Origin of the sequence: Pseudoalteromonas sp. JB197 (genome assembly GCF_002332205.1) — a bacterium.
Classification (GTDB): Bacteria; Pseudomonadota; Gammaproteobacteria; order Enterobacterales; family Alteromonadaceae; genus Pseudoalteromonas; species Pseudoalteromonas nigrifaciens.
Genome location: NZ_NRGZ01000001.1, coordinates 1,435,857 through 1,448,916, shown reverse-complemented (window position 1 = coordinate 1,448,916; position 13,060 = coordinate 1,435,857). Strand labels below are relative to the sequence as shown.

The following is a 13,060-nucleotide window of genomic DNA, read 5'->3' as shown; positions in this document are numbered from 1 at the left end:
ATAGTGTTATATTTAAGCGTAACTAAGGTTATTTATACTCAATGGAATGAATATATGAACTATGCTTCTCACGTCAACAAAGTAAAATCTTTTATTTTAGATTACCCAAAAAAAACCGATATAAGTGAGTTGCTTAACAACCCGTTGAGTGAACTTAAAGAAACAGCTTATTATTTGTTTGATGAATTGATCACAATAACTCCCCCTATTTTTTTCCAAGAGCCACATCCTATTGTTGAGTTATTTAAATTAATTGAACAGTCGTTGACCCCTAATCTAAAAGTAGAAAAGGCATTATTAAAGCGTTTAGAAGCATGGTGGGTTGAATGGCATTTTGTAGCGACTATGAATGCCAAATTACTTAACGAACATAACGATCCACAACAAAAATATTTAATTGCTCACACGCATCACCCTATGCGTAATCATGAGCTGAGCCATTATGCAAAATTATTTACAGTACTTCCTATGCCTATTTGTAATGTGTGCGTTGAAACGGGTGATATATTAAAAGTTAACCAGCGTTATATTGATGTATTTGGTTTTACTATAAATGATACGCCCAATGTAGATATTTGGTGGGGAAAAGCCTACCCAGATATTGATAAAAGAAATGCTGCTCGGGCATTATGGAGCGCATCGCTTGCACAAGCCGAAAGTAATAAAGGCGATATTCCTGCAAACGACTACCAAATAACCTGCAAAAATGGTGAGCAAGTCATTATGCAAGTATCGGGTATTAATATTGGTAATGAATTTTTGGTTGTTTTTAATGACGCCACTGAGCGGATTAAAGCACATGAGATTTTAAGCGAAATGGCGTTTTTAGATTCGTTAACCAAAATTGCCAATAGGCGCCGCTTTGATGAAAAAATTGTTGATGAATTTTCCCGTGTTAAATTAGCAAACTGTCAGCTTTCACTCATTATAATTGATATTGATAACTTCAAAAAATTTAACGACCGTTACGGGCATATTGCAGGCGATAAGTGCTTATACGCTGTGGCACAAAAACTTGCCGACACAGTGAGTCGTCCAGAGGATTTTGTTGCCCGTTATGGTGGTGAAGAGTTTGTTGTATTGCTACCACAAACAGATAAACAAGGGGCGCTATTTGTGGCTGAACAAATTCAAAAAGCAATTGAAATGTTGGCAATTGTGCATGAAGATAGCTTTACAGGGTATTTATCAGTAAGCATGGGAATTAATACTGTTAATCATCATCAGTGTGATGATCATTTAACATTTATTCAAGCTGCCGACGATGCTCTTTATTATGCAAAAAACCAAGGAGGTAATTGTATTGCGCTAAGCCCTGGCAAATAGCTTAAACGCTAATTTAAAGTTAATAATGGCTTATTAATTAGCGATTGTAAGTTGGTTTACATCAGTTAGGTATGCTTTATACCTGTCATTACTTTATACTCGCCGTTTTTAATGCCATCTAGGGTGTACTTACCAATACTATAGCGAATTAAACGCAAAGTAGGGTGCCCAATATGTGCTGTCATGCGTCTAACTTGGCGGTTACGCCCTTCACTTATTGTTATGCTGAGCCAAGTTGTAGGTATTAGTTTTCGCTCTCTTACTGGTGGGTTTCGCGCCCACAGCGTTGGCTCACTGATGATGCTCACTTTAGCGGGTAATGTAAGGCCATCTTTTAATTCTACGCCTGTGCATAGTGCAGCAATTGACTCTGAGCTTGGCTCACCTTCTACCTGAACCCAATAAGTTTTACTGGTTTTTTTACCCGGTGCGGTTAGGGTGTTTTGTAATTTACCGCAATTGGTGAGCAGTAATAAACCTTCACTGTCTCTGTCGAGTCTGCCTGCAGCGTAAACTTCTTTTATAGGAATAAATTCAGCAAGGGTTTTTCTGTTGGCATCATCAGTAAATTGGCACAAAACGTCGAAAGGCTTATTAAATAAGACTATTTTTATATCTTGTGAAGCTATTGCTGGTTTTATTTCTCTTTTTGAAGCGACGCTTTTTAACGTGCTGCGAGAATAGGTTCTGCCAGTATTACGTTTGGGTTTAGCTGTGTACTCTTGCTTATTAGCTGACTTATTATTCATTATATGCACCTGGCAGGTTTTGGTAAGCCGGCAATTTTAGTCGCTTGTTTTGCCGGGCCTTTAGGAAATAATTTATATAAATATAGGCTATTACCTTTATCTTCACCGAGTGCTTTAGCCATGGCTTTTACCAGCATTCTAATAGCGGGGCTGGTGTTGTATTCTAGGTAAAAGTTGCGAACAAAGTTAATAACTTCCCAATGCTGCTCAGTTAAACTAATGTTTTCTTGCTGTGCAATAATGGGCGCTAATTCTTTTGACCATAAAGTATGGTCAAGTAAATAACCTTGTTTGTCTGTTTCAAGCTGTTGGTTGTTAATTTCAAGCATAAGTTACCAGGTAATAGATTGATTGGTTGATAAGCTAAGGGTTACAAATTCGTCATAGCTAATTACTTTATCGTTATTATTTAGCTTTATAGCGCGAGCACTCGCATCAGGCGCTAAAATAAACAATGATTCGGCAAATTGTCGATACTGCTTTGCTGCATAACAGGCATCGCCAACCAGAAGTACAATATCAGTTGCTTGAATTAGGTTTTCTAATCGATTGGCGCTGTAGTAGCTAAGTGGTTTAGAAAATATATGTAAGGTGCTCAAAGCATTAGTTTGTAGGTTACTCATAGGTTCACCACATGTTGCTGGGTTTTAATTAGCGCTTTTTGCTGATCAAAGTTTAGTGCTTGCACATCTAACAATAAATCATTTTTGTTTAAGCCATAATCGAGTAGTGACTTTTCGCAGACGTAAATATTTTCAACGTCATAAATTTCCAATGTTTTAATGTTTTTAAAAAAATCTTTTATACCAAGCATATTTGGTTGTTGTTGCTTTTTTAGTGCCAGTACAGCAGGGCCACTAAATAGCCAACTGATATTCTGATCGACAGCTGCAAATATGAGGGTCATGTCTAGGGCGTCGCGAATATGCAAGTCATCAAAAGGACTGCATTGGCTCATTACGAGTACGTTAATCATTTAAACTGTATCCATTTGTCGGCATCACTAGCAAGCATGGCAAACTCAGCAAGCCCAGCAACATTAAACACATTGGTGTGTTTAATGTCTAAACCACGTTTTTCAGCGGCGGTTACACATAACATTAAATTAATTTTTTGATCTGCTAATTGCTGCCATAACATCGGAATTTGTAGCTCATCAGTGGGAAGATCAAAGTGGTTTGAAGCATGATAAACCCCTTGCTGATATAAAAATATAGCGTCTATGGTGTGTCCTTGCGCTAAGCAAGCGTGCGCAAATTTAACTAAACGCTGCGTAGTATCGTGATCAGAGGGTGGAGTATGTAAAGACAAGACGAAACGCGACAAAATTATTCCAAAAAAAAGCCCCAATTAAGGGGCTATTTTAACAGAACTTTTTAATTAGTCATTATTTGCGCCAAGCAGAGCAAGTAATGAAGTAAATAAGTTATATACACTTAGGTAAAGTGACACAGTTGCGCGAATATAATTTGTTTCGCCACCGTTAATAATACGGCTGGTATCAAATAAAATTAAACCAGACATAATTAATACTACAGCAGCATTAAGTACCATAAACATCAGTGAACTACCGATGAAAATATTAACAATGCTTGCCACAATAACAACGATTAAACCAACCGTTAAAAAGCCACCCATAAATGAGAAGTCTTTTTTAGTGTTAAGTGCATAAGCCGATAAACCAAAAAATATCAGCGCGGTAGAGCCCAGCGCTTGCATAATTAGCATAGGGCCATTAGGCATTTCTGCATAGTGGTTAAGCATTGGGCCAAGGCCTGCGCCCATTAAGCCGGTAAAAGCAAATACCCAAAATACACCAGATGCAGTTTCTGCTTTTTTATTTACTACAAATAATAAGCCGAACGAGACAAGTGTGAACACTAATCCCATAAAGTATGGTAACTGTAGTGCCATTGAAATACCCGCTGTAACAGCGCTAAATGCGAGTGTCATAGCAAGTAATAGGTAGGTGTTTTTAAGCACCTTGTTTGTTTCAATGGTAGACATTACCGGTTTAGCGGTATTGTACGATTGATTAAACGCCATTGTAGAGCTCCTGTGGTTGAAACTGAGTAGTTCCGATAATTTAACTAAATTTAGATTAACAACTCTTATATGTTTGGGCAAACCTTTGTAGTTCAATAGAGTGAAATATTTAAATAAAAGTGCAATTACAATTAATACAGGCCACTTTTGCTTTAACTTTAAACAAATTAGTTGTTTTTTAATCACTTAAACAATTAATTTAAAATAAAGCTTCACAAACCTCTGCGCTTTCCCTATTATTCAGGCCGTGCGGAGAGATGGCAGAGTGGTCGAATGCACCGGTCTTGAAAACCGGCATGGGTTTATAGCCCATCTAGGGTTCAAATCCCTATCTCTCCACCACTTATTTAACAAATAAATGGTGTTTTGGTTTTTAAAATCAATAATAAGCATTTATTTAAAATAGTTTAAAATACACTCTTATTTTTAACTATAGCAGTATCGGAGAGATGGCAGAGTGGTCGAATGCACCGGTCTTGAAAACCGGCATGGGTTTATAGCCCATCTAGGGTTCAAATCCCTATCTCTCCACCATATAACAAAACAGCCCGCTTAATTAGCGGGCTTTTTTGTGCCTCATATAAAATAACGCGTTTGTTTTGTAAGTTTAAATTACGACCATAGTCTCTATTTATAAGCTACCTCGCTTAGGGCATGCTTATATTATTGAGGCTTATGTTTGTATATTTAAGGATTTTACGATGAAACATCAACTTGCAAAAAGTGTCGGGCTTTCATTACTCTCCCCAATCATTATTGGTGGTATGTTGGGTGTTTATTATGGCCTTGCTATGAGTGGCGACTTTTTATCTGTATTTTTTCAATTATTGATGACGGCAATAGCAAACGCACACATTGTAGGGTTAACAATGGCCGCATTTGTAGTGCCAGGTTACTTACTTATGTTTAAGTACGCTAAAGTAAATTATTCAGGGGTTTTAACGCTTGGTTTATTAGGCGGCGCTATTTTTAGTTACTTACTTAGTGCTACTACGGGCGAGATATTTTTAATAAATAGTGTGATGTCTGGGTTTGCTGCAGGGCTGTTTTTGTTTGGGCTGCGTAAAACCGCAAAAAAATAATCGTAGCATTATTAAGCAAGCATGCTGATAAAGCGTGCATTTTCCTTTTTTTTAGCCGCAAAAGGTTTCAATTTTTCACGACAAAGAGTACCTTTAGCTACTGTATGTTTAATAAGAAGTAGTTTGGTATGCAAAAGCACGATTTTTACCAGTCATTAGTTAAGCAAACGCAATCGCTGATAAGCGGTGAATCGAATGTAATTGCTAATATGGCAAATATAAGCGCGCTGTTATTTACTTCATTAGATGATGTAAATTGGGCGGGCTTTTATTTTATGGATTCACCTACCGAATTAGTGCTTGGTCCGTTTCAAGGTAACCCGGCTTGCATTCGAATTCCGGTAGGAAAGGGTGTATGTGGAACCGCCGCTGCAACCGGACAAACACAATTAATAGAAGATGTTCACGCTTTTGATGGGCATATAGCCTGTGATGCAGCGTCAAATTCTGAAGTAGTTGTACCTATTATGAAAGCTGGTAAAGTATTTGCTGTACTTGATATAGATAGCCCAAGTATTAGCCGATTTGATACTGACGATCAAGCGGGTCTTGAAGCATTAGTAAAATGCTTAGAGGCAAGCCTATAATGAAAGACTTGCTAAATGTTCAAGACTACCTTTTTGCCGTACAAGATGTGGGCGATTGGGAAGGCGATGAAGAACATGTAGCGGAAACGCTCAATGATTTGATTCATATTGCTTGGGATCGTCTACCAGACGAAGCCGAGTGTGAATTTATCGATGAAACAATTAATGGTATTTGGGAACACCTTCGTGGTGATATGGCTGTAATTGAGGCCGACTTCGAAGAATTGGTCGACTGGGTAATACACTATGTTGATTCGTCCCTTGATGAAAAGATGTGAAAAATAGGTTCTAAAATGGAAACCACAAACAAGCTAAAAGATATGAACGAAGTGTTGGAATTTTTATATCAAGAATTCCCGCAGTGTTTTAAACAAAAAGACGGTATCAAACCGCTTAAAGTCGGTATTTTTAAAGATATTGCTGAGCGTATTGAAGGGTCTGAAAAAGTAAGCAAGACTCAAGTGCGCCAAGCGCTTAGAAAATACACGTCTAACTGGCGTTATTTAGAAGCTGTGACTAAGTCAGAGTTTCGTATTGATCTTGATGGTAATCAAGCTGAAAAAGTTGAGCAAGAGCATATCGACCATGCACAAAAAGCATTGGAAGAAAGCCGCGCGAAAATGGCTAAACGCAAAAAGCAGCAACGTCCGCGTCCAGATGCAGATGCAAAATCTTTCAAAAAGAAACCTGCTCATGCCGCTAAAAATGCTACTTCAGCAGATAAAACAGCTAAAGCCGCACCGGTTAAGCGTTCAGGAAAAATTGAACCTTTACCAGCAAGTGAGGTCAAGGTTAATAATAAGGTTAAGGTTAAACTTGGCCAAGCACTTGTTAATGCAATAATCACTGAAGTGAACAAAGACGACGTTCATGTTGAATTAGTGACTGGTATGCAAGTTAAAACCAAAGCTGACAGCTTATACATTATTTAAGCTGAAAATAAATTAAGGAGTTGTGTATGAGTAAAAAGTTTACGCTCATTCCGTTAGTTGCTGCCCTGTTTTCAGGTTCATTATTTGCTGCCGTTGAAGCCGTTACGTTAAAAGACTTACCGTTGCTTAAGCAAGAAAGTCAACATGCTACAGCCAGCAAACGAGTGGTTAACTTATTTACTCGTTCACACTATACACCGGTTCGATTTAACGATGAGCTTTCAAGTAAAGTGTACGATCGTTATATCGAATCCCTTGATTTTAATAAAAGTGTATTCTTAGCCAGCGATATTGCGTCATTTGAGCAATATCGTAATGGCTTTGATAACGCATTGGTAACCGGCAAATTAGGCTTTACTTTTGATATTTTTAACCTAAGCCTTAAACGTCGCTTTGAGCGTTATGATTACTCGCTTTCATTACTTGAAAATGAGATGACGTTTGATAAACAAGATGAATACTTTTTTGATCGAGAAGATGCTGCTTGGGTAACCACCCAAGACGAACTTGATGAAATATGGCGTGAGCGCGTTAAATATGACGCACTACGCTTAAAAATGACCGGTAAAGATTGGGAAGGTATAAAGGATGTACTTGTAAAGCGCTATAAAAATGCACAAAAGCGTTTAGTACAATCAAAATCCGAAGATGCCTTTCAAATAGTAATGAATTCGCTTGCACGCAGTATAGAGGCGCATACCTCTTATTTATCGCCGCGCCGTGCAGAGCAATTTAAAATGGATATGGACCTAGAGCTTGAAGGCATAGGTGCAGTATTAAGCCCAGACGAAGACTATACCGTTATTCGCAGTTTAGTACCGGGTGGTCCTGCCGATAAATCACAACAAATTAAAGCCGATGACCGCATTATTGGCGTTGCCCAAGACGGTAAAGAGTTTGTTGATGTGATAGGTTGGCGCTTAGATGACGTGGTTGATTTAATTAAAGGCCCTAAAGGTACAAAAGTACGTTTACAGTATCTAAAAGGCGCTGATGCGCACGGTACGCCTAAAATAGTTGAAATAACCCGAGATAAAATACGCCTAGAAGACAGAGCAGCCAAATCTGAAGTGTTTGAAGCACAGTATTCCGATTTAACCAGTAAAATAGGCGTTATTGAAATACCTGGCTTTTATAATAACTTGTCGCAAGATGTAAAAGTTGAACTAGCTAAACTAAAAGAAGCTAAAGTAGACGGTGTTATTATAGATTTACGTCAAAATGGTGGTGGTTCTTTATACGAAGCAACACAGCTTTCTGGATTGTTTTTCGACCAAGGTCCTGTGGTACAAATTCACACTCTTAATAATCGTATTGAAGAGCAGAAAGACCGCGATGGTATTACGTACTACGATGGCCCGTTAACTGTTCTAGTAGACAGATACAGTGCATCTGCTTCTGAAATTTTTGCAGCAGCGATACAAGATTATGGTCGCGGTATTGTGATTGGCGAGCAAACCTTTGGTAAAGGCACTGTACAACAGCACAAAGGCTTAGGGCGAGCGTACGACCTGTACGACAACGAGCTTGGCAGTGTGCAGTATACAATTGCTAAGTTTTACCGCATAAATGGTGGTAGCACACAACACAAAGGCGTTATTCCTGATATTTCGTTTCCATCTGCAATTGATCCCGCAGAGTGGGGAGAAAGCAAACAAGATAATGCACTGCCGTGGGATAGCATAGTACGCGCTAGATACCAAGAAATGGGTGACTTAAAACCGATTATTACGTATTTAGATAAGCAACATGCGCAGCGTATTCAGTCAGAGCCAGAGTTTAATTATGTATTTGAAGACATTACTCGCTACAACGAAGAGAAAGACCGCAAAACTATTTCGTTAGTAGAAGCTCAGCGTATTAAAGAAAAAGATGAAAATGAAGCACGCGCTTTAGTGCGTACTAATGAGCGTTTAGCGCGTTTAGGTGAAAAACCAATCGAAAACCTAGATGATGTGCCGGAAGTAATTGAAAAGCTGGATCCATTTTTAGAGGAAGCAGCCCTGATCACTCAAGACTATATTAAATACGGGCGTATAGCCAAAAAGTAATAATTGGTTTACCTCTATAAAAAAGGCGCTATTGCGCCTTTTTTGCTACCCATAATTTACAAGATTGTTATAATCGCTGATTACACAAAGTTGAGCTAGATCAATGTTGCTCGATTAATGCGCTGTATGTGCTAAGAAGAATAATTAACATGCATTAGATGTGTGTAGGAGTCTTTATCTTGAAGTCATTAGAAGAAAAACCAATAAAACCCGCCTCGTTTTTTGATGCACTCATTCCAATCTCAGTTCTCATTTGTTTACTTGGTGCGGCTGTTTATCTATTTGGTGATAATTCCTCTTCTGGGCCAAATCAAATAGCTTTGTTATTTGCTACTTTTGCAGCAGCATTAATAGGTCTAAAAAATGGCTACAATTGGAAAAAACTAGAAGATGCGATGATTGAAGGGATCACCTTGTCGTTAGGCGCTATCTTAATTTTACTTATGGTAGGTGCGTTAATAGGCACTTGGTTGCTTTCGGGCACAGTACCTACGCTAATTTACTACGGCTTACAGGTTATTAATCCGAGTTGGTTTTATGCAGCAAGTTGTTTAATTTGTGGCATTGTAGCAATGAGCATTGGTAGTTCGTGGACCACAGCGGCTACAATAGGTGTGGCTTTATTAGGCGTTGCTACAGGCTTAGGGTTAGAGCAAACAGTAACGGCTGGTGCGGTTATATCGGGCGCGTATTTTGGCGATAAGCTTAGTCCACTATCAGAGACTACTAATTTAGCGCCTGCGGTTGTGGGGGCAGATTTATTTGAACATATTCATCATATGCTATGGACTACAGTACCGAGCTTTGTAATTGCCTTAATAATCTTTATATTTATGGGGTTTAACGCGACTGCATCGAGTGAAGCAGGGCGTATTGATGAAATTACTGCTATTTTGCAGCAAAACTTTAATATTGGTTTAGAAATGCTAGTGCCTTTAATTGTACTTTTGGTACTTGCGATACGCAAAATGCCAGCGTTTCCTGCCATATCGATAGGCGCGGTACTTGGCGCTGTGTGGGCTGTGTTGTTTCAATCTGATTTAATTGCCAGCCAAATAGACATAAGCCAAGGCCAGCTAATAGGCTACTTTAAATTAATTTGGACCACTTTTTTTGATGGTTTTAGTATTAGTACCCAAGACGACAATATGGATGCGCTCCTCAGTGGTGGTGGTATGTCAGGTATGCTTACAACAACCTGGCTAATTATGACGGCACTGATGTTTGGCGCTATTATGGAAAAAACGGGACTGTTAGATGTGTTTGTTAAGAGTATTCTTAAAATCGCAAAAAGCACAGGTTCGTTAATCACTGCAACTATAGCGACTTGTATTGGTACAAACGTCATTGCGGCGGATCAATATATTGCTATTGTGGTACCGGGGCGGATGTTTAAAGAAGAATACGCAAACCGTGGTTTAAAACCGGTTAATTTATCGCGTACCTTAGAAGATGGCGGCACAATTACCAGCCCGCTGATCCCATGGAATACCTGTGGTGCCTATATGCAAAGCGTGTTACTGATCAATCCATTTGACTATGCACTGTATGCTTTCTTTAATTTAATTAACCCTGTATTGGCAATTATTTATGCTTATTTAGGTATTAAAATATTACGTATTAAACCAAAACAGACTGCTTAATTTAAACAGCCTCTTTTAAACATAAAAGGGGCTTTTTTTGGAGTATTTATGACTGCCGCACAAAAACCGCAAACACAATATTTAAAAGATTACCAAGCGCCAGACTTTTTAATTAATCACACCGAGCTTAACTTTGATTTACAGCCGTTAACAACAAGAGTCACTGCGCTACTTACATTGAGCCGCGTGGGCGCTAAAACGGCACCTTTAGTACTCGATGGCATTGATTTACGCTTAGTGTCGCTCTCAATAGATACTCATGATATTAGCGATTATAAAATAGTGGGTGAGCAACTCATTATTAATAACCTACCAGATCACTGCCAACTTAGTATAGTGACCGAAATTTCTCCGCAAACAAATACTTCTCTAGAAGGACTTTATTTATCGGGTGGGGCTTATTGTACTCAGTGTGAAGCGCAGGGTTTTAGAAAAATAACTTACTATATGGACCGTCCAGATGTTTTATCAACATTCGATGTAACCATAATAGCAGACAAAAAATACCCGCAGTTACTCTCTAATGGCAACATGGTAGATAGCGGTGAAACGCAAGACGGTCGTCATTTTGCTAAGTGGCAAGATCCGTTTAAGAAGCCAAGTTACTTATTTGCTTTAGTGGCGGGTGACTTTGATGTGTTAAATGATAGCTATACTACAAAAAGTGGTAAGAATGTTGATTTAACCTTATTTGTAGATAAAGGTAACTTGTCAAAAACACCACATGCAATGAGCTCACTTAAAAAAGCGATGCAGTGGGATGAGACACGCTTTAATTTAGAGTATGACCTTGATATTTATATGATTGTTGCCGTTGATTTTTTCAACATGGGAGCGATGGAAAATAAAGGGCTTAATATTTTTAATAGTAAGTGTGTTTTGGCAAATCAAGAAACCGCTACCGATAAAGACTATCACACCATTGAATCTATTGTTGGGCATGAATACTTTCATAACTGGACCGGCAACCGCGTAACCTGTAGAGATTGGTTTCAGTTATCGTTAAAAGAAGGCTTAACAGTATTTAGAGATCAAGAATTTAGCAGTGATTTGGGCTCGCGCGCGCTAAACCGTATTGATGCCGTTAAAGTAATGCGTACTCACCAGTTTAGTGAAGATGCAGGACCCATGGCGCATCCTATTCGTCCAGAAAAAGTAATTGAAATGAATAACTTTTACACTGTGACTGTATACGATAAAGGCGCTGAAGTTATTCGCATGATGCACACCTTGCTTGGTGAAACTAACTTTCAAAAGGGCATGACACTTTACTTTGAACGCCACGATGGCCAAGCAGTTACCTGTGACGATTTTGTAAGTGCTATGAGTGATGCATCTAATATTAACTTAGAGCAATTTAAACGCTGGTATAGCCAATCGGGTACTCCTCGTTTAAATGTACAACAAAGTTATCATAGCGAGACGCAAACGTTTAGCCTTACCATTGAGCAGGCTGCGCCAATTAATCAGCCACAAAACGATACTTTGCATATTCCTTTTGCAATTGAGCTGTTAGATAGCAAGGGGAAAAGTGTACCGTTACAATATAAAGGTCAGAGCGTTGATCATGTGCTTGATGTAACTAAAGCAACGCAAACATTTAATTTTGATCAGCTAGCAGAGCAACCTGTTGCCGTTTTATTGGAAGACTTTTCAGCCCCGTGTATATTAAAGCAGCACAGTAACGATCAAGACCTATTGCACATAATGCGCTTTGCGCGTAGCGACTTTTCGCGTTGGGATGCACAGCAACAGCTATTTATTAATGCGGTTAAGCGTGGTATTGCAAGCAAAAAACCTGAACCATTAAGTAATGAAATAATAGCAGCATTACAGGTATTAATAGCCAGTAGAGCAGGTGACTTGGCATTACTTGCTGAACTGTTAAAACTCCCTAGCTTTGATACCTTAGCAGCTGAGTTTGAGACGATCCCAGTTGATGCTATTCTTACTATTACGCAGCAGTTTGAACAGCAAATAGCCGATACCCTTGAACAAGAATTTATTAATTGTTACCAAGCACTTGAAGACGATGGCAGTGTTAATGCGGCTGCTGTGGCAATACGTTCATTAAAACAACAATGTTTGTATTACCTAGCAAAAACAGACAGTTTATCAGCGGCTGAATTTATAAAAGAAGCTGCAAGCTCAACTAATATGACCAATGTGCTCGGTGCGCTCAGTGGTGCTATAAAAGCGTCGCATACCTTAAGCGACACCTTGCTTGCACATTTTGATAGCCAATGGCGACACGACGTATTAGTAATGGACAAATGGTTTGCACTGCAAGCCATGCAGTCGGGTGATGATGCAATTGACAATATTAAAGCACTGTATGAACATCCTTGTTTTGACTTTTCAAACCCTAACCGAGTGAGTGCTTTAATTGGCAGTTTTAGTCACTTTAATACCGCGCAATTTCATCGCCTAGATGGTAAAGGTTATGCTTTGCTTGGTGATTTACTCATTAAGCTCAATACTATTAATCCGCAAAATGCATCACGCATGTTAACGCCTTTTATGTCGTGGAAACGTTACGATAAAGTACGTTCTGCAGCAATGAAAACACAACTGCAGCGTTTAGCTGATTTAGATACGCTGAGCGACGATTTATTTGAGAAGGTTGAAAAAGCCTTAAATTAAA

The 13,060-nt window shown here is 38.8% G+C and carries 14 protein-coding genes and 2 tRNA genes; 10 read left to right on the top strand and 6 right to left on the bottom strand.

Features of this window, described 5'->3' with window-relative positions; genetic code table 11:
• Positions 1-54: 54 nt before the first annotated feature.
• On the top strand, positions 55-1,326 hold the full coding sequence (locus tag CIK86_RS06850; protein WP_086998625.1) for a sensor domain-containing diguanylate cyclase: 1,272 nt from the start codon (positions 55-57) through the stop codon (positions 1,324-1,326).
• A gap of 65 nt (positions 1,327-1,391) precedes the next feature.
• Here the strand turns inward: CIK86_RS06850 and CIK86_RS06845 are convergent, their stop codons facing one another.
• From CIK86_RS06845 to CIK86_RS06820, 6 genes are read right to left on the bottom strand one after another with little or no spacing between them, the layout of a single operon-like run.
• Positions 1,392-2,075, bottom strand: a complete 684-nt coding sequence (locus tag CIK86_RS06845; RefSeq protein ID WP_086998622.1) for a pseudouridine synthase — start codon at positions 2,073-2,075, stop codon at positions 1,392-1,394.
• Positions 2,075-2,404, bottom strand: coding sequence for a TusE/DsrC/DsvC family sulfur relay protein (locus tag CIK86_RS06840; protein WP_011328365.1), 330 nt, complete (start codon positions 2,402-2,404; stop codon positions 2,075-2,077). Before CIK86_RS06840 ends, CIK86_RS06845 begins: the two co-directional genes overlap by 1 nt.
• Positions 2,405-2,407: 3 nt before the next feature.
• On the bottom strand, positions 2,408-2,674 hold the full coding sequence (gene tusB, locus CIK86_RS06835; protein ID WP_041454715.1) for a sulfurtransferase complex subunit TusB: 267 nt from the start codon (positions 2,672-2,674) through the stop codon (positions 2,408-2,410).
• 20 nt (positions 2,675-2,694) lie between these two features.
• Positions 2,695-3,051: a sulfurtransferase complex subunit TusC gene (gene tusC, locus CIK86_RS06830; RefSeq protein WP_041454449.1), complete on the bottom strand. Its 357-nt coding sequence runs from the start codon at positions 3,049-3,051 to the stop codon at positions 2,695-2,697.
• Positions 3,048-3,401, bottom strand: coding sequence for a sulfurtransferase complex subunit TusD (gene tusD / locus CIK86_RS06825; protein ID WP_011328362.1), 354 nt, complete (start codon positions 3,399-3,401; stop codon positions 3,048-3,050). The genes tusC and tusD overlap by 4 nt, the downstream gene beginning before the upstream one ends.
• 54 nt (positions 3,402-3,455) lie before the next feature.
• Entirely contained in the window at positions 3,456-4,121 is a 666-nt protein-coding gene (locus CIK86_RS06820; protein ID WP_041454448.1) for a Bax inhibitor-1/YccA family protein, read from the bottom strand.
• Positions 4,122-4,372: 251 nt separating this feature from the next.
• Between CIK86_RS06820 and CIK86_RS06815 the strand changes: the two genes are divergently transcribed.
• From CIK86_RS06815 to pepN, 9 genes are all read left to right on the top strand, one after another.
• Positions 4,373-4,463: transfer RNA gene (locus CIK86_RS06815), tRNA-Ser, on the top strand.
• A 101-nt stretch (positions 4,464-4,564) separates the two neighbouring features.
• Positions 4,565-4,655 (top strand) — tRNA-Ser (locus tag CIK86_RS06810).
• 167 nt (positions 4,656-4,822) lie between these two features.
• Positions 4,823-5,203: a hypothetical protein gene (locus tag CIK86_RS06805; protein ID WP_086998619.1), complete on the top strand. Its 381-nt coding sequence runs from the start codon at positions 4,823-4,825 to the stop codon at positions 5,201-5,203.
• A gap of 128 nt (positions 5,204-5,331) precedes the next feature.
• Complete coding sequence (locus CIK86_RS06800; protein WP_086998616.1) at positions 5,332-5,790, top strand: GAF domain-containing protein; 459 nt, start codon at positions 5,332-5,334, stop codon at positions 5,788-5,790.
• Complete coding sequence (locus CIK86_RS06795; RefSeq protein WP_011328358.1) at positions 5,790-6,068, top strand: hypothetical protein; 279 nt, start codon at positions 5,790-5,792, stop codon at positions 6,066-6,068. Before CIK86_RS06800 ends, CIK86_RS06795 begins: the two co-directional genes overlap by 1 nt.
• Before the next feature lie 15 nt (positions 6,069-6,083).
• Positions 6,084-6,722: an RNA chaperone ProQ gene (proQ, locus tag CIK86_RS06790; protein WP_086998613.1), complete on the top strand. Its 639-nt coding sequence runs from the start codon at positions 6,084-6,086 to the stop codon at positions 6,720-6,722.
• Positions 6,723-6,748: 26 nt separating this feature from the next.
• Positions 6,749-8,773 (top strand): carboxy terminal-processing peptidase, encoded by a 2,025-nt coding sequence (gene prc, locus CIK86_RS06785; protein ID WP_086998610.1) that lies wholly within the window; start codon positions 6,749-6,751, stop codon positions 8,771-8,773.
• 179 nt (positions 8,774-8,952) lie between these two features.
• Entirely contained in the window at positions 8,953-10,416 is a 1,464-nt protein-coding gene (gene nhaC, locus CIK86_RS06780; RefSeq protein ID WP_176359703.1) for a Na+/H+ antiporter NhaC, read from the top strand.
• Between the two features lie 48 nt (positions 10,417-10,464).
• Positions 10,465-13,059, top strand: a complete 2,595-nt coding sequence (gene pepN, locus CIK86_RS06775) for an aminopeptidase N (protein WP_086998604.1) — start codon at positions 10,465-10,467, stop codon at positions 13,057-13,059.
• Position 13,060: the final 1 nt, after the last annotated feature.

Coding starts and splice junctions, on each gene's coding strand:
- CIK86_RS06850 (WP_086998625.1), top strand. CDS start 55: ATGAACTATGCTTCTCACGTCAACAAAGTAAAATCTTTTATTTTAGAT.
- CIK86_RS06845 (WP_086998622.1), bottom strand. CDS start 2,075: ATGAATAATAAGTCAGCTAATAAGCAAGAGTACACAGCTAAACCCAAA.
- CIK86_RS06840 (WP_011328365.1), bottom strand. CDS start 2,404: ATGCTTGAAATTAACAACCAACAGCTTGAAACAGACAAACAAGGTTAT.
- tusC (WP_041454449.1), bottom strand. CDS start 3,051: ATGATTAACGTACTCGTAATGAGCCAATGCAGTCCTTTTGATGACTTG.
- CIK86_RS06820 (WP_041454448.1), bottom strand. CDS start 4,121: ATGGCGTTTAATCAATCGTACAATACCGCTAAACCGGTAATGTCTACC.
- CIK86_RS06805 (WP_086998619.1), top strand. CDS start 4,823: ATGAAACATCAACTTGCAAAAAGTGTCGGGCTTTCATTACTCTCCCCA.
- CIK86_RS06800 (WP_086998616.1), top strand. CDS start 5,332: ATGCAAAAGCACGATTTTTACCAGTCATTAGTTAAGCAAACGCAATCG.
- CIK86_RS06795 (WP_011328358.1), top strand. CDS start 5,790: ATGAAAGACTTGCTAAATGTTCAAGACTACCTTTTTGCCGTACAAGAT.
- proQ (WP_086998613.1), top strand. CDS start 6,084: ATGGAAACCACAAACAAGCTAAAAGATATGAACGAAGTGTTGGAATTT.
- prc (WP_086998610.1), top strand. CDS start 6,749: ATGAGTAAAAAGTTTACGCTCATTCCGTTAGTTGCTGCCCTGTTTTCA.
- pepN (WP_086998604.1), top strand. CDS start 10,465: ATGACTGCCGCACAAAAACCGCAAACACAATATTTAAAAGATTACCAA.